This is a genomic window from Ekhidna lutea, from assembly GCF_900188325.1.
GTDB lineage: Bacteria > Bacteroidota > Bacteroidia > Cytophagales > Cyclobacteriaceae > Ekhidna > Ekhidna lutea.
Window position 1 is genome coordinate 413,867 of record NZ_FZPD01000002.1, and the last position, 19,134, is coordinate 433,000.

The following is a 19,134-nucleotide window of genomic DNA, read 5'->3' on the forward strand; positions in this document are numbered from 1 at the left end:
ACAAACCCATCTCTTTTGAGGTGGGTTTTTTGTTTGAAAATATGGAGGTCGCGAGTTCGACACTACGCGTGCCGGTGCTCGTCCGGACCGCTAAAAGCACAAATCCATCTCTTTTGAGGTGGGTTTTTTTTGCTTATTGTCTCGTCCTGAAAAAAGTTGACCATAAATGATAAAAACATGGTCAAGAAGAAACGAAAGCTTACCGGGCCATATAAATATGGAGGTCGAGAGTTCGACACTACGCGTGTCGGTCCCATCCAGACCGCTAAACCCTTCTCATTTGAGATAACTTATTGAATTATTATTAATTAAGACTTTAATTTTACTGCAACATCAATAGTTTAAATTTTTGATAATGCTACTTCTTAACCAATGTATGGCTATAAGTTCGATTCCCTACTTCCATTTGTAGTAAGTAAACACCTTCCGGATATCCGTTGAGATCAATCTCCAATAAGTTATCATCCGTGGCAATATTCCAAATTGCAATTTCTTGACCTTTTAAATCGACCATTCGAATAGTTGGAGTTCCAACATTGAATTCTGAAGAAAACGATACAAACAGTTTATCCTCAATCGGATTAGGATAGACGTTGATAACCAATTGTGATGGACCTTCGAATACCACCAATACTGCTTCGGAGTGAGATTGAGTTCCATCATAATCGGTCTGCTTAAGACGATAATAATTTACTCCCAAGAACGGCTTCTTGTCAGTATATTGATAATCCAGCCTTTCATTGCTATCACCGGCCCCATCTATATTTTCAAGTGCATCAAAATGTTCTCCATCCCTGCTTCTTTCTATCGTGAAATAATCATTGTTAATCTCAGTTGCAGTAGACCAATCCAGGACAACATACTGATCCAGAATTGAAGCTTTAAACTCGATCAATTCGATTGGAAGTGGATCGTTCAAACCACTTGGAGTAGTGTGAGGAGCAAACGAGGAGAATGATGAGATACCAATCGTCAGAGATTTGCCGTTGGTTGAATAATTCTGAACTTCCGGATCAAGATTGATTCGTGTACCTCCTGCAATGAATGGATCAAGACTGTTGGCCACTCCGGTAATTTTCGTAATCCTTAAATGCGCCTCTTCATCAAATGTGAATGATTCTGCAGAAAGCAGTTCATCGCCCAAATCTGTATGTTCCTCCGCAAGTGCGTAGAATCGAATATATACACCCATGGAATTGGATGGTTGAATAGTTGGGGTTATATACCAGTTTCTGTCAAGGACATAATCCACGGTATTGTCACGCACATTATCATCAGTAGGATCAACAATACGTACTCCCCAGCAGGTGCTACTCAGGTTGTTTCCAACAGGGTTGATGGAGAAAACAATATTTCCAAGATTATCAGAAACGTCAATCCATTGGTACCCGCTGATGCTTACACAGCTTGCACCGGATACAGTATAATCGGCTTGCAGGGATCGAACATTAGGTGTTCCGGACGCAAAAGGATCAGCATCATTAAATGCATCGGTGTTTGTCAACGCTTCAATGTAATCAGGGATGCCATCAGCATCTGTATCTGTCGTTGCGTTAACGGGTGCTGTAGCTCCTCCATCAATAAGGATTTGCTCCATCGCATCGCTTAAACCATCGCCATCGGAATCAGTTCCCCCGGATGCCGTTGGATCGTTTACATCATTTGGATCATTGTCGTTTAATACTTCATAATAATCAGGCACCCCATCACCATCTGTATCTGTATCAAGTGCCGGGTCTGCTGCTCCACCTGCATTGGCTATATAAACTTCAAATGCATCCGGAATGCCATCACCATCAGAGTCAGCTGCTCCTCCCGTTGTGGGTTGGTCACTATCGAATGGGTCTGTACCATCTCTTACCTCCAAATAATCCGGGATTCCATCACCATCTGTATCAGTTGATTTGCTTATAGGTCCTGTAGCTCCACTTGTTATTAGCAATTGCTCCAATGCATCCGTAATCCCATCTCCGTTGATTCCAGTATCATTCATTCCTTGATTAGGCGTACCTCCATCCACATTATCGTCCAGGTTACCATCTGCTACTGGACTATTAACATCATTAGGGTCGGAACCTTTTGCCACTTCAAAATAATCAGGAATACCATCCCCGTCTGAATCAGTCACAAAATCAGAGCCCGTCCCTAATCCAAAATTGGTAGCCCCGGTAAAGTTGATACCAGAGAACACAACCACATCTGAAGTAAATGAGGTAGCTGGGGCCAGCTCCAAAACACCATTTGTAAAGTCTGCATCATTGTCTACAATCAATAAGAAATCTGATGCAGATTTAGCTCCGTAACCTAAACCTGTGAGATCCATGGTGACCCGAACGTTTCCAGCGTTTCCGGTTTCATTCACTCCCCAAATGCGGATCATACGTTCAGTGACACCCGCTGGTAGATTTAAGACACCTGTGGTTGTTGTCAATCCATCGTCATTACCCCATACCACATAATCGCCATCAGATAACGAGGTGGCATTATCCATGGTCACTATCGCATCCGGATTGATACTTGTGGACGAGCTTTGAGACAAGTCCTGCGAAGCATTTAATCCGATTCCCGCAATATCATTTGAATAAGCGTTGTAGTTGTAGACCTCTGCTGCTGCAACAGTATATGCATCAAAAGGATCTGCCCCGGAAATATCCAGCGTAATTCCGTACTTAATAGCTAAGTAAGAGGCTACATCTCTTCTGTCCGCATTGGATAATCGAGCGCTGTAACTAATCACCTCTGCGACCTTACCATCAAACGCCTGCCCAGTAGTATAGCGATCACCGATGATATAGTCTACGTTAGATTGATTGGCAAAAGCTCCAAGCGCAGAAGCATCATCAACCTGTACCTCATCGACAAAAATCTCTTGCGCTGTAGCTCCTGCATTGTTTCTTGAATTAATGATTTGACTTGTACTATAAGATGCCAATGCGGTATTATCTGCTCTTTCATAGGTTCCAACTGCATGGGTCAGCACTTCGTTTACAATGGTTCCTGAATAAGTACCAAAGAATAGTCCATTATCATTTCCAGACGCATATCCTAATATCGCCTGAACCGATGATGAGGCGTCCATGGTATTATCTGGCTGCATTACAACAAAATAATCATGGGTGTAGAATCCTGCACCTGAAATACCATCCATGTAATCATTCGTTCCATCAAAATCGATTAATGGATTTCCATTCAGTGAATTGGATATTAAAGTAGGTCTGGAATCAGATGCTCCCTGAGCTGCATCATTGTTATTGCCACTTTGATCGGTCCAGTCGGAAATCATACTGGCACTCTCAGTAATGCCATCATCTGCTTTCAGCCATATGGATAAGTTGGTTCCAACGTCTCCTGGTGCCGGTGGATTTGGCACAGCGAAGGTGAAGTAGTAATTGTCACTAAATGATACACCAGTAAAAATGATTGTATCACCAGACATGGAGCTTCCTGTTACTTCGCTCACAAGATCTGCTGAAAAGTCACTGTCATCATCGATAAGCAATGTAAAGCCAGCCGGATTGGTCGGGAAGGCGTTGAATCCATCAATATCTCCTCCATATATTCTTACAGTTACTGTTCCGGGTGTTCCTGTAACATCTACTTGCCATTCTGCTGCTAATCGCTGATCATATCCAGCGGCTAGTTCTGATGTCTGAAGCGTACTATTGCTTGCTGTATTTTTACCCCAGACAATATAATCCCCTGAACCAAGTGAGCTCGCATCCTGCATTCTGACAATGGCTCCAACATTCTGACTTTCAGACTTAGGTTGACTCAAACCATGATCCAGGTTTGCTCCAATGCCTGCGATGTTTTCTGCGAAAGTAGTATTGTCGTAGACGTGCACCCCACCTACCGTATAAGCGTCAAATGGATCTGCTCCCGAAATATCAAGTGTAATACCATATTTGATCGCCAGGTATGAAGCTACATCACGTCTGTCAGCGTCTGAAAGTCTGGCGTTGTAGCTAATAACTTCGCTAATTTTTCCATTAAAAGTCGAAGAAGATGTAAAGTCGTTTCCAATTCTAAAAAACTGATCATCCAATTGTCCGAAAGTTCCACTTTCGGCCTCAGTTACTTCAGTCCCATCTACCACAAGGTCTTGTGCTGTCGCTCCGGCATTGTTCCTTGAGTTTACGATCAGTGCCAGATCATAGGTTGATCCATTATTCAATGCAGCACGATAGGTCCCAGGTCCTTCTGCTATATGTGTAATGATCTCATTGGTCACCCCACTGGCACCCGCACCTAAAAACAGTCCGGAAGCTTGACCAGACTCGAACCCAATCACATATCCATTGGTAGAAATATTATTTAATTGCGCATCTGTATCTATAACTACAAAATAGTCGTCCGTATAAAACCCGGAAGTACCATCTAGAAAATCACCGTCAAAATCCAATGCCGGATTGAAATTCATACTATTGTTAACCAAAGTTGGCTTATCGGCATTATCACCCTGGCTAGCATCGCTTTCGCCCGCTCCCAGATTTACCCATGAAGAAACTAAGTTGCTCGATTCTTCGACTCCCTCATTGGCTTTAAACCAGACGCTAAGACCACTTGAAATTCCTCCCGGAGAGGTCGTTTGAATATCCCCCGCAATGGTGAAGTAGTCACCATCTGCGAAATCAACATCTGTAAAGGTCACTAGCACCTTACCTGCAACCGTTGAAAATGTGCCACCTGTAATGAGTGTTCCTGTTGCAAGATCTGTTGGCATGGTGGCGGTGCTTGGAGAAACAACCAGATTGACTGTTGAATTCGATTGATCAACTCCAAAACTTGTAATATCAAAGGAAATGGTAACCGTACCCACATCTCCGGTTTCATCTACTTTCCAGATTTTATTTAATCGTTCTACCGTACCTGTCGGCACATTAGCAGTGGTCAAAGTATTTGATGCACCATCGTTACCCCAAATAAAGTAATCACCATCATCCAGGCTTGATGCGGTGGAAACTTTTACTATAGATCCGTCATTTACACTTTGAGAAGTCGTTTGATTAAGGCCCTGGGTAGTTTCATTTTTTCCAATTCCTGCAATATCATTCGGGTAGGCTGTGTCGTCGTAGACATGCGTCCCACCTACCGTATATGCATCAAATGGATCTGCGCCTGAAATATCGAGTGTAATACCATATTTAATAGCCAGGTATGTAGCCACATCTCTTCTATCGGCATCTGACAGCTTGCTACTATAGGAAATCACCTCAGCGATGGTTCCTTCAAGACCATCTGAGAAATCAAATGGATACCCAAGCTGGTAACCGACATTATCAAAATTTTGGTGGTTAACCGCGGTTACTTCCGTATCATCTACCACAACTCCATTCAGAATGATGTCTTGCCCGTTTAATCCTGCATTCAGGCGATCATTTATGATCATAGGGCTTTCGTACACCACCGTTCCGGTTCCATCAGTGTCTGCTGAAACATATCCACCTCCGGCAGATTGGGTATGTGAAATAATCTCATCTGCCAAGCTAGCACTTGATGGACCTAATTCAAGCGCACCAAAATCCCCAGCCTCATATCCAATGATGGTTCCGGCATCCTCCGCTGCACTTGCAAGAAAATCAGGATCTACTACGACAAACATTTCTCGTGTATAAAATCCTGCATCCCCAGTCATATAATCAACATCAAATGATATTGCCTCATTCGAATTAATCGCAGAAGAGGTAAGTGTTGGTTTGAATGCATCCTGCCCCTGCAGTGCGTGATTCCCACTCCCACTATGGTCCAGCCATTCAAAAACCGCATTGCTACTTTCACTAACTCCTTCGTTGGCTTTTAACCATAATGTCAGATTAGTTGCAACTCCTCCGGGACCAGGCTCGGTAATATTACCAGCCAGGGTAAAGTATTCGTCATCATTAATCGTGACTCCTGTGAAGGCCACATAGTTCCGTCCATTCACCGTAGAGGTTGAGCCTGTGGTAATACTGGTAACTGCATCATTATCAAGATCTGCTGGCATAGTGGCTGTGCTTTGCGCAATTAACAGCTCATAGCTTGCCGCAGGACTAAACCCAAGCTCTGTCAAATCATACGTAACATCAACTGTTCCAACATTATTGGTATGGTCTGCTCGCCAAATTCTGGTGACTCTGTTTGTTAATCCGGTGCGCGTGCTAGCGGTCAGTGCTGTGCTTCCGCCATCATTACCCCATACCAGGAAGTCTCCATCATCTTGGCTGGAAGCATTGCCAATGGTCACCAGACCGCCTAGTTCTTCACTTAATGAGCTCGTCTGATCTAATGCTTGCGAATCGTCCTGTCCAATTCCTGCAATGTTACTATCATAGGCACCATGAGTCGTTCGATCATAAATAGATGCACCCATGACCGTATAGTTTTGAGAGGTTATATCTATGGTAAGTCCATATTTAATAGCTAGGTAGGTGGCAATATCTCTTCGTTGAGCTGCTGTTTTAAGGGCACTATAGCTAATTACTTCAGCTACTCGTCCATCAAAAGCATCTCCATCTTCCGCATTTGATCCAATGGAGTACATCACATCGTTATAATGCGCAGTAAAAGCGTTGGGGGTTGTAACAGTGGTGAGAGTGCCATCGATATATAGCTCCATACCTGTTGCAGCCCCATTATCTCTAAAGTTGACAATCATAGGTTCCCTATAAGAAATCGTGGTTCCAGTCACTCCGATTCGATAATCTGTAGCATCACTGAAGGCATGTGTTAAAACCTCATCGGTTAAAAAGCCGGTATGGTCTCCAAAGGTCATCCCGTTGAAATCTTCGTGATTCAATCCAATGACACAGTCATCCCCTGAAACGGAGGTATACGTCTGCTTTGGATCTACTACTACAAAGTATTCATTGGTTGAAAACCCAGCTGCGGCTTTTAATGCACCATTTGTGCCATTGAAGTCTACTACTTCATTTCCATTTAAACCACTGCTTAATAAAGTGGGTTGCTCATCAACTGCCGGTTGTTTGGCGCTGTTTCCATTTCCACTTTTATCAGCCCATTCCTCAATGAGGCTTCCATTAAGTACCGGACCTTCATTCGCTTTTAACCATAAAGCCAAATTTGTCCCCTGATCACCAGGACCTGTTACCGAGGAGAAGGACCCTCCGAGTGTGAAGTAATCATTGTCATTAAAGTTTACTCCGCTGAAAGTCACAATGGTTCTACCATTGACCGTGCTCACCGTTCCTGCAGCACTTGGAGTAGCTGATGCCATAGTAGTGGTAGTATGCACAAGTAGGTTGAATGTTGATGTGTTAACATTTATAGGTAGCGTGGTTAAGTCAAAAACGACATCTACTGTTCCTACCTCATTCGTTTCATCTGCTCTCCAAATTCGCTCCAAACGATCTGTCACTGCACCACCCGGTACGTCAGCAGAATTAATGGTTAATGCTGCACCATCATTACCCCATACGAGGAAGTCGCCATCATCCTGACTGGAGGCACTGCTCATTTGTAACAGCGATCCATTATTCACACTTTGGCTAGTGGTTTGGTCCAATCCTTGCGAATCATCCTGACCTATTCCGGCAATGTCATTACTATACCCGCCATGCGTTGTACGATCATAAATGGTGACACCTCCGGCCGTATAATTTTGAGTTGTGATATCGAGTGTGATTCCATACTTAATGGCCAGATAAGATGCAACCTCTCTCCGGTTTGCATCAGTACTTCTTGCGCTAAAGCAAATCAGCTCCATCATATAGCCATCATATGGATCTGCCTCCTCGCCACTTTGTCCCAAACGATATGATACGTTATTGAAGTGTGCTAAAAAAGCATTCGGTGTAGTGACAGTAGTCGATAAACCATTAATATAGAGTTCTATATCATTTGCTGTCACATTTTCCCTGAAGTTGATAATCATTGGATCTGTATAAGCAATGGTTGCTCCTTCTACACCGCTTATATAATTATTCGCATCATCCTGATAATGCGTAAGTACTTCATCTGTCAGAAACCCTGTTGCGGCTCCAAATTGAAGACCACTAATATCATCATCGTCCCATCCTATGATATAATCAACAGCTGAGGTGCTAACGTAATCCTGGTTTGGATCCAGGACGATAAAATAATCTTGCGTATAAAATCCTGTTTGAGAATATAAATCATCGTCATTTTCATCAAACTCCAATGCCGGATTACCATTTAAATAACTTGCAATATAAGTAGGCTCATCATTGGGATCTACTTGCTTTGCACTATGACCATTGCCACTTCTGTCGGTCCACTCTCTTACATTATTATTATTATTCCCCTCCACAATTCCTTCATCTGCCTTGAGCCATAGTTCCAGGTTGGTTAATTGATCTCCGGGCGCCTCGGTAATAAGATTGCCTCCCAAGGTGAAATATTCATTGTCATTGAATAAGATATTTTCAAAAGTTACAATGGTTCTTCCATTGACTGTACTAACTGTTCCAGCACTACTAACTGAAGCACCGGAGAGCCCGGTAGGCATTGTGGCCCCACTTCCAGCGATGAGTAAATTGAAAGTAGAATTGAAGTCAACTGCTACTTCGCTTACATCGAAGGATACGTCAACAGTTCCGACTACCCCGGTTTCGTCTACTCGCCAAATTCTGGTGAGTCTATTGGTTACCCCTCCTGGCACATCACTTGTCGTAATATCCAGCGATCCTCCATCATTACCCCAAACCAGGAAATCCCCTTCACCCAAACTTCCCGGATTACCCATTGAAACAATACTACCATCATTTATACTTTGGGAACTTGTCTGGTTTAATCCCTGTGAGTCATCTCGGCCAATCCCGGCAATGTCACTATCATAAGCTCCATGTGTTGTACGATCGTAAATAATAACACCACCAGCTGTATAATCCTCAGATGTAATATCCAAAGTCAAACCATATTTAATTGCCAAATACGATGAAACATCTCTGCGTTCAGTATCAGACAATCTAGCTCCATAGCTTATGATCTCAGAAATTTGACCATCGTAGATATCTCCGCCAACCCCATTTGAACCAATGATATAATCTTCGTCAAATAAATTTGAAAAGGCATTGGGGGTTGTTGTTGTGGTTAGTGCACCGTTTAGATACAATTCCTGATCATTGGCAGCAGCATTATTTCTAAAATTTATTAAGACAGGATCAGAAAAGGTCTGCGTAGTACTTTCGATTCCACTTCGGTAATTGTCAGCAGCAACTGAATGCGTCAACACTTCATCTGTTAGCTGACCTGTATGATCCCCAAAGAAGACACCACTAAAATCCACACCATCCCATCCTATAATAGCTTCATCACCATCAGTACTTTGATATATTTCATTTGGATTGATGATTAAAAAATAATCATGCGTGTAAAAACCTGATCCTCCGGCAAGTACATCATCTGCCCCATCAAAAATTAGACTAGGGTTCCCATTTAGTCCTTCCGTGTCTAAAGTTGGCTGAGCAGCACTCGTACCCTGACTTGCATCATTATTATTGCCGCTTTGATCTGCCCAGGTAGAAACTGAGTTACTACTTTGCGTAACACCTTTATCCGCTTTTAACCATAGTTTTAAATAAAATGGACTGTCGCCTGGTGCAATACCTGACGGTGTGGTTGCTCCGAGTGTGAAAAACTCCCCATCACCAATATTTACTCCGGAAAAAGTGACCGTGCCGTTTGAATAAGTACCGGTGTATGTTGTGCCTGTGCTTAGATCAGCAGGCATGGTTGCTGTATTGGGAGATACAATTAAATAAAACGTGCTTGTATTATTAAAACCTGTAGGTGATGTATCAAATGAAAGATCGATAGTTCCCACATCAGCACTCTCATCTACTCGCCATATCCTATTCACTCTGGCATCTACTCCAGCAGGTACGTTACTGGTAGTGGAGGAAAGTGCTCCATTATCATTGCCCCACATAAAAAATTCATTGTCCTGAAGGTCAGATGCATTACTAACAGTTAGTATCGCATCAGCATTTGTACTAATGGTACTTGTTTGATTAAGACCTTGAGAGTTATCGAGAGCAATACCTGCGATATCATTTGAGTACGCGGAATGATTAAATATCTCAACTCCTCCAACAGTATATGCATCGGCCGGGTCTGCTCCGGATATATCCAATGTAACACCATATTTAAGTGCGAGATAGCTTTCAACATTCCGCTGATCACTTGCACTTAAGTTGGAGCCGTACATGATTATTTCCGCAATTGAACCATCTAGTGTAAATCCTTCACCACCAGCCCCATCACCTCTTGCTCCTACTCGAATATTTGTAGTTTCGGAAGCTGTTCCAATTCCTGCCGTCGATTGATCATTTACACCTAAAACATATGAATTAAATGCTGTTGTAGTAATGATAGATGAGGCTATTGTCCAGTCGCCTGTGACATCAATAGCACCTGCATCGTTTGTTGTTCCGCCAATAATTGCCCGCCATTCGTCACCAGAACTATAAAACTGCCATTGCCTGTTTGCTCCGGTTCCATTATCTGCCCTTGATATGATAGTACCACTTTCTCCGTCAACTATATTCCAAACAGCAAATACCGACCAATTATCGGTACCTCCAACGTAATTCAATACATTTCCACCCTCAAGAAAGTCATCTGTTCCTGCTGTAGAGAAGATAATGGAAGGATATCCAGCTACCTGACCTGTATTAAAAGTTGGTCTTGCAGCTGCAGTAGCCTGCGAAACGTCATTTCCGCTTGGTGATTGATCGAGCCAGTTGAGCACGGCATCCCCATCTTCTGCTGCGTCCGCTGCTGCTTCTTCTACTCCAGCATCAGCTTTTAGCCATAATTCTAAATTCGTTGAAACGTCTCCGGGCGATTGTGCAGATAGTCCTACAAATAAGAATAATCCAAAGATAAATAATAGAACTCTCCTCAACAGTTTCATACGTCATTCATTTTGCTAATCATCAGTGTGCAATTTCTCTACTGCCACAATCTTTACAATGGGCTCTAAACACCGACTTTTTCAATGTTGTAAGATACAGTTTTATCAATTGACAATACAGAAATAGGAATTCATTTCGTCGAAGATTAAGTTGGTAAAAAGCTGAAATTTTTACTTTAAAGGACTTTTGAAATAAAAGAAAATTAATTTGGACGAAACTCATTGGCAAATCGAACATCGTTAAACACCCGATAAGTCAAAAAACAACTTAAAATGTAAACCTTTGTTTTAACAACTATTACATATAGTTTCAACGACAAAACTGACCGCACAACACTGAAAAAGAACTTTTCATCGAACAATTTATCATATGATAAATTATCTATGGTATTTTCGCAAAAAGTCATTACGATAAATCTAGCTAAGCAATTGAGATCGTAATTATTAATAATTCACAGAGTATTATGAATGCTATTTCTACTGAAAACCATTTAAAATCCATACTTCTTTTTTTCGCCTTTCTATTAGCAAATTTCGTTTTCGCACAAAATGATTGCCCAATTCGATCTGACTATGACTGGGATACTTTCGATGGAAATGAGCCGGTAATTGGTGACACCTATGTAGAAGAGAGTGTATCCTTTAGCTTTTCAGCATCTGGAAACACCAACAGAATTACTGGTGATGTTATAGGAGGTACTTTTCCTATTGGAGCTTTTAACTATCCTGATGCCTGGGTTATCACTCAAGATTTAGCAAATATCACTGAAAGCAATACATTCACCATTGACTTTAATGGTGATTTACTCTATGACTTTTGTTTCACAGTACTTGATATAGACTCAGATCAGGCAAATTTTTCAGACTTGGTGACTGTGAATGGAATCGACTATTTGGGTGCAACTGTTAGTCTAACAGCTGCTGATTATACAATCAATGGAAATAATCTACAATTCAATGGTGCTAATCAATTTGAAGGGATAGATGAAGAATTTTGTTGCGGTTTTGAGCCTTCAAATGTGGAGATTTGCTTCCCTACAGCAATTCAAAGAATTGAAATCGTTTTTGGCAATTCGGATATCGATGCAGGAGCCCAAAATTTCGGTATTTACGACTTTGATTTTTGTTCTATGGATTTTGATGGGGATAGCACGCAAGATGAAGATGAGTCAGACGCAGATGGAGATGGTATAATAAACACGATAGAAGGATATACAACAGACTTAGATTTGGATGGCGTTCCGAATGTTTATGATGCTGACTTTCCTGGCCGTGTTGACGCAAATGGAGACAATACTGATGACAGGTTTGATGCCGATGATGATCAGTTTCCTGATTATTTGGATCTGGATGCTGACAATGATGGGATTCCTGATTTTGTTGAAAACCTCCCTACTGAAGGTGCAGGTCTTCCTGCAGATACAGATGGTGACGGAACGGATGACTACTTGGATTCAGACTCTGATGATGATGGTGTAAGTGATTTCATTGAAGGCAATGACATTGATTTTAATGGTATCGCTGATGTTACAGCTTTGGCAGGAACTGATGCTGATGACGATGGAATCGATGATAATTTTGATACCGTAGATGGGAGATCTACTGCAAATAACAACTCTGGGAGTAGGGCTATTATTGCTGCCAGTCTTGTAGATGATGACGATGTGGTGGACTTTCGTGATACTGATGACGATGGGGACGGTATCTTAACTAGCGCAGAAATCCCTGACGCCAATGGGGATGGTATTCCTGACTATATCTCAGCCTGTGAAGATGGTTTTATACTTGACTTTGAAAATTATGGTGTTGGAAGTACGCCTGGTCCGGTTTTCACTGTTGATGAAGTAGATATTACATTCAGCTTTATTGATCCTAGTGGTGGGTCCGTAGACTATGAAATAAGTGAGCAAATTCATGATCCTGAAAATTCAGTTTTTGCCTCTCAACAATTAACGACCAACACAACTTCCACCCAATTAAAAGTACTATTCAATAAGCCCCTGGAAGGCTTTTGTTTTGATCTGTTAGATATTGATCGTGGTGCTCATCTGGATTCTATGGCTGTTAACATATTTAGAGATGGCGATGTGATTGTTCTTGATACAGATAACATCATTCCTGGGAGAAGTGCTCAACTTAATTCAAATAATTTTATAGTAGGTACCTCTTTCGCAGCAGATGACGGATATGACGGTAATGTTCGCGTTTGCTTAGGACAAACAGTTGATTCTTTGGTGGTGTTTTATGCCAACCACACCCCTGGAAGTATTCAGTATATTGGATTAAATGATTTCACTTGGTGTGGAGTAGATCACGACTATGATGAAATATTAGACATCAACGATCCCGATGATAATAATGACGGTATTGATGACCTAACTGCAGGAGGAGGAGTTGATCCATCGCTTGATACAGATGGAGATAGAATTCCAGACTACATGGACGCAGACTTTGCTGGCTTTACTGATTCAAATGGAGATGGAATTGACGATAGAAGAGATCTGGATCTTGATGGTGTCCCTGATCATCTTGACAAAGACATTGACAATGACGGCATTCCAAATGCAGTTGAATTAAATGGAGGTGACCTACCTGCAAATATGGATGAAGACGGTGCATACCCTCCTTCTTATGCATTGGCAAATGACTCAGATGGGGACGGAAGAGTCGATGATGTTGATGATTCAGATGGCGCATATACATCCGGTACACCACTTGCTAACCCTGATACAGATACTGATGGGATAAATGACTTCCGAGATCTGGATTCTGACGCGGATGGCATCCCTGATCTGATAGAAGCTGGTGGCACAGACGCTGATGGAGATGGTCGGGTGGATAATTACTCAGATATTACCGGCGATGGATTTCATGACGATTATGATCCTGATGTTTTTGGAACCACTTTATTAAGAGGTAGTATTTCGAAATTTGCAAAAGATACCGATGGTGACGGTCTGGCTGACTACATAGATATCGACGCTGATGGAGATGGGGTAATTGATAATATTGAAGCACAGACTAGCACTGGCTATACAGCTCCAGCAGGAGTAGATACAGATGGAGACGGCTGGGATGATAATTATGATTCTGACAATGGTGGCACTACTCCTACTCTCCCAGATACGGATTCAGATGCTAGTTCAGATTACCTCGATACAGACTCTGATGGTGATGGTGTACTTGACAGGACTGAAAGCAGAGATTCGGATAGTGATGGAGTTGCAGACCAATTAGCTTCTGGTACAGATACCGATTCTGATGGACTGGATGATGCTTTTGACCCTGATTGCTCACCGTGTGGTAGTATTACTGGTGTATCAGCACCTAATCAGGATACAGATACCGATTCCAGGCCTGATTACCGTGATGCTGACGATGACGGAGATGGTGTACTAACTTCCTCTGAAGACTTTAATGGAAATGGAAACTTTGCAGATGACATGACGCAAGGGGGTCCTAATCCAGACTACCTACAATTTACAGATGACCCGGATGGTGACGGTATTCCAAACATTGCCGATTTGGACGATAACAATGATGGAATTCCAGATTCAGACTATGCGGCATGCTCACTAGTTACAGGAAATGGCGTATCTCAAACTAATACAGGTGTTAATAATGCTGCTGAGGCTTTAGGAGCTCCCGACGGGACTTCTGCACAGATTCGTAATGGAGACAATATTATAATCGATCTCAATACTACAGTACCATCTGATGTTCTTATCTATCTCACGCTGGCTAAAATTCAAACCGACCCAGGTGATGCCGGTGTTATTGTTGAGCAATCCACAGATGGAGTGGCATTCTCAAATAGTCTTAACATTCCATTGTCGTCAAATACTCTCGCTGAATATTCCTATACACTTAATGCGGATGCTCAATACATTAGAGTAACTAGAGACGCCAGAGGTAACTATTTAGATGCAGTTACTTTTACCTACGCAGATTGTGTGGCAAGTGACCTTGACGGAGATGGTATTCCAGACCAATTAGATCTGGATAGCGATGGAGATGGTATTCCAAACGCATACGAAGCAAATAGCGGTGTTCTTCCTGCAAACATGGACGAAAACGGTCAATACCCATCGACATACGCTTCAGCGAATGATAGCGACGGAGACGGAATTGTAGATGATGTAGACGACACAGTTGGTAGTTACACTGCTGGGACTGCTCTACCAAATAATGATTTTGATTCCGATGGAATACCAGATGCACAAGATGCAGACGCAGATGGTGATGGCATCCCTGATTCTATAGAATCTGTAGGTACTGACACCAACGCGAATGGTATTCCTGATTCCTTTACAGATACTGATGGCGATGGTAACCCTGATTACCGTGATGGAGACTCGGATGGAGATGGGGTTTTAGACCTGAGAGAAGGACAGACAACAGCAGCCTACATTGGATCTCCATCTGGAGTAGATACAGATGGAGATGGGATTGATGATTCATTTGATGGAGATTGTACAGGTGCAAACTGTGGTGGTGTTACAGGTATTCCAATTACAGGCAATGATCATGATAGTGATGGCACTCCTGATTTTCAGGATACAGATAGTGATAACGATGGCATATCAGACTTAATTGAAGCAAATGACAATAATACGGATGGTGCTGCCGATATAACTCCATCCGGCACAGATGCTAATGACAATGGCATTGATGATGATTTCGATGCAACACCAGTCGTGTTACAAAATACTGATGGTGATAGTGAAGCTGACTGGAGAGATAATGATGATGATGGAGATGGCACTCCTACTGCTGATGAAAATGTAGATATCAATCCTGCAAACGGAACTCCTGATTATTTAGAATCAAATGGAAATACTTGTGGAACAGGAAAGGTGAATAATGGAACCGGTTACGGGGATTCCGTATATGAAGATGTAGGGGCAACCAGACAAGATTCAGCCCTTGGTGCGCCAGATTATGCTGGTAGTGGTGACAATAACACGCTTCTCGCTTATGTAGATGCTGCAGGTCAATACCTATCCCTTGACTTGGAAGAGATCGTTGCAGAAGGAACTATAATATCTATAGTTACAACTTCATGGGATGGACAGCCTGCTGCAAGTATGGACGTAAGCTCTTCATTAGATGGAGTAAACTTTGGCAATACTGTTTCCTTTACCGGCATTGTCCTCAGGCCTAATTCTGAGACACGAACTTATACAGTTCCTGCAGGAGGTATCAGATACATTCGATTCACATGGGTTGCTAACACACCATACATAGATGGATTAACTTTCACAAGCTGTGCGGACGACTCGGATAATGATGGAGTTCAAGATACTTCTGATAATGACAGTGATAACGATGGATTGACTGATCTGCAAGAAGGTAATGGTACTGATCCTAGTGCCGATGCGGATGCGGATGGCGTTCCAAACTTCCTTGACTCTGACTTTGCTGGATATGAAGATGCTAACTCTGACGGTATAAATGACAATTTTGACCAGGATTTAGACGGAGTTCCTAACCATCAGGACCTAGACTCAGACAATGATGGAATTCCAGATGCGGTAGAAGCTAATGGAGGTTCTCTTCCAGCTAATATGACAGCTGAGGGGGCATACCTTTCTTCATATGTAGCAGCTAATGATGCAGACAATGACGGACTAGCAACAGATGTCGATAATGCAGGTGAGGCAGGAACTCCCCTTGCAAATCCTGATACTGACAATGGAACCGGCTATGATGATGGTCTTCCTGATTTCCTGGATCGTGATTCTGACAATGACGGAATCACCGATGTTGCAGAAAACAATGGAACTGACAACAATCGAGATGGCATACTAGATAACTTCGTTGATTCTGATGGAGACGGACTAAATGATGCTGTCGACCCTGATAATGGTGGAACAGCGTTGACAATCGTTAATTCTGACGGAGCGGATAATCCTGACTATTTGGATACGGACTCTGATAACGATAGTGTAGGTAGTCCAGGGCTGGGTGATTTGTTTGAGGGACACGATTCTAATTTTGATGGTACACCATCATGGGATGATGACGGTGATTTAATATTAGACACCAATGAAGGGAACATAGATCTGGATGGTGACGGAATCTTGGATGCTTTCGATCCAAATCAGGGAGGTATTGGAGCAGCGCTTCCAAATGCTGATGGAGACGGACTGCCTAATTTCAGAGATAATGACGATGATGATGACGGAACGTTATCTTCTGCTGAAGATACAAATGGAAATGGTAACTACTTCGATGATTTCACTCAGGGACAAAGTGGAACGTATGCCAATGTTCCGGATTACCTATATAATCACACAAGCCCTCTACCTGTTGAGTTTATTAGCTTTAAAGTAGAGTTGAAAGAAAGTGCTTCTCATCTTCTTTGGTCTACCGCACAAGAGATTAATAATGATCGATTTGAGATAGAGCATTCGATTGATGGAATAAACTTCGAAATGGTTGGAACGATTGGAGGAAATGGAACAGTAAATGAAGTTATGGAGTACACCTTTGTACACAAAGACTTAAAAAGCGGATTCAACTATTATCGACTAAAACAAATTGATTTTGACGGGCAGTATGAGTACTCTGAAATTAAAAGAGTAAGTATGGGAGCGTTTGAGGATGTCTCTGTGAATATCTTCCCTAACCCTGCAGATAGTGAAGCAACTATTCAGATCCATGATGGGTTTGCAACACGAATTGAGTTGATAACATTAAGAGGTACGATACTCAAGTTTATGGAGTATCAAGATGGCACAAACAAACATACTTTTGACTTGACCGATCTCAATGCTGGTATGTACTTAATCAGAATCACAGGTCCGAATGAAACTAAGATCAAACGACTTGTTGTGAAATAGCAATAGGAAGATATTAATTATGAAGAGGAAAACCCTGTTAGCTCATGCTTTCAGGGTTTTTTATTTGCTATAAACCACTCAATTTCTCAGTGAGATACATACACCGATAAGAGCATAAAAAAACCCTCACATTTCTGCGAGGGTTCCTTTATTATTTTTTTCTAAATCTTACTTCACTGCATCAACTACAGCTTTGAAAGCCTTAGGCTCATTCATTGCCAAGTCGGCTAACGCTTTTCTGTTGATCTCAATTCCTTTGGCATTCAATTTACCCATGAATGCGGAATAAGACATTCCATGCTCTCTGGCTCCAGCGTTGATACGCTGAATCCAAAGCGCTCTAAATTCTCTTTTCTTCGCTTTTCTATCTCTGTAAGCATAAGACCATCCTTTCTCGATGGCATTTTTGGACACTGTCCAAACGTTCTTTCTTCTGCCAAAGTATCCTTTGGCGTGCTTCATCATCTTTTTACGACGAGCTCTTGAAGCTACATGATTTACTGATCTCATTTTGTTTTGTTTTTGACGATTGGCGCCCCGTCTTTCACGGAAACTTCAGCCAATAATCGGGTTTTACATTTAACCTGACCATTCGGTCATTAATTAATCGAAATTACAGATTCAAAAGACGTTTGATATTTGGTTCATCCGCCTTATCCACTACTGACATATATCGAAGATTTCGCTTTTGCTTCGTCTCTTTCTTCGTCAGAATGTGGTTTTTGAATGCATGCTTTCTTTTAATCTTTCCAGTACCTGTTAGCTTAAATCGCTTCTTAGCACTAGAGTTTGTTTTAAGTTTCGGCATTTCTACTTTATTCTATTCTACTTTAATTACTTTTTAGCTTGCTTTGGTGCCACGAACAAAATCATTCGCTTACCCTCCATCTTCGGTAGCTGCTCTACTTTTCCTAGCTCTTCAAGTGCTTGTGCAAACTTGAGTAGCAAAATCTCTCCCCTGTCTTTGAAAACAATCGTTCTTCCATAAAAATGAACGTACGCCTTCACCTTAGCTCCGTCTTTCAAAAACTTCTTCGCATGATTCAGTTTAAAATTGAAATCATGGTCATCAGTATTAGGGCCAAAACGGATTTCCTTAATAACGGTCTTCTGCGCCTTAGCCTTGATTTCCTTTTGCTTCTTCTTTTGTTCGTACTTGAACTTAGAGTAGTCAATCACTTTACAAACAGGCGGATCAGCATTTGGTGAAATTTCCACCAGGTCAAGATTTTGTTCTTGTGCAATTTTGATTGCCTGATCTGTTGGGTAAACATCAACCTTCACATTGTCTCCAACCACTCTTACCTTTCGTGCAGTGATTTTCTCATTTACCTTGTAAGGCTCTTCCTTTCTGATTCTGGAAGGTCCTCTTCTTCGTAGTTTAGCGATTGTACTCCTTTATTTTAGTTGAACATT

General features: G+C 42.0%; 5 protein-coding genes. 1 reads left to right on the top strand and 4 read right to left on the bottom strand.

Going from position 1 to position 19,134, the window contains the following annotated elements; translation table 11 throughout:
- Nucleotides 1-358: 358 nt before the first annotated feature.
- The gene (locus CHB71_RS05685) at nucleotides 359-10,873 is read right to left on the bottom strand and encodes a T9SS type A sorting domain-containing protein (RefSeq protein ID WP_089355934.1); all 10,515 of its coding nucleotides are present in this window, start codon (nucleotides 10,871-10,873) and stop codon (nucleotides 359-361) included.
- Nucleotides 10,874-11,337: 464 nt separating this feature from the next.
- On the opposite strand from CHB71_RS05685, the gene CHB71_RS05690 reads away from it, so the two are divergent.
- Nucleotides 11,338-17,718 (top strand): T9SS type A sorting domain-containing protein, encoded by a 6,381-nt coding sequence (locus CHB71_RS05690; protein WP_089355935.1) that lies wholly within the window; start codon nucleotides 11,338-11,340, stop codon nucleotides 17,716-17,718.
- Nucleotides 17,719-17,886: 168 nt separating this feature from the next.
- On the opposite strand, the gene rplT is transcribed toward CHB71_RS05690, so the two are convergent.
- The 3 genes from rplT to infC all read right to left on the bottom strand — a co-directional run bounded on the left by rplT (nucleotide 17,887) and on the right by infC (nucleotide 19,107).
- Nucleotides 17,887-18,228 (bottom strand): 50S ribosomal protein L20, encoded by a 342-nt coding sequence (rplT, locus tag CHB71_RS05695; RefSeq protein ID WP_089355936.1) that lies wholly within the window; start codon nucleotides 18,226-18,228, stop codon nucleotides 17,887-17,889.
- Nucleotides 18,229-18,331: 103 nt separating this feature from the next.
- On the bottom strand, nucleotides 18,332-18,526 hold the full coding sequence (gene rpmI / locus CHB71_RS05700; protein ID WP_089355937.1) for a 50S ribosomal protein L35: 195 nt from the start codon (nucleotides 18,524-18,526) through the stop codon (nucleotides 18,332-18,334).
- A gap of 26 nt (nucleotides 18,527-18,552) precedes the next feature.
- A complete protein-coding gene (gene infC / locus CHB71_RS05705) occupies nucleotides 18,553-19,107 on the bottom strand; it encodes a translation initiation factor IF-3 (RefSeq protein ID WP_089355938.1) in 555 nt (184 codons plus the stop codon).
- Nucleotides 19,108-19,134 lie beyond the last annotated feature (27 nt).

What these genes read in the sequence shown, in the direction of transcription:
- CHB71_RS05685 (WP_089355934.1), bottom strand. Translation starts at nt 10,873, where the DNA reads ATGAAACTGTTGAGGAGAGTTCTATTATTTATCTTTGGATTATTCTTA.
- rpmI (WP_089355937.1), bottom strand. Translation starts at nt 18,526, where the DNA reads ATGCCGAAACTTAAAACAAACTCTAGTGCTAAGAAGCGATTTAAGCTA.
- CHB71_RS05690 (WP_089355935.1), top strand. Translation starts at nt 11,338, where the DNA reads ATGAATGCTATTTCTACTGAAAACCATTTAAAATCCATACTTCTTTTT.
- rplT (WP_089355936.1), bottom strand. Translation starts at nt 18,228, where the DNA reads ATGAGATCAGTAAATCATGTAGCTTCAAGAGCTCGTCGTAAAAAGATG.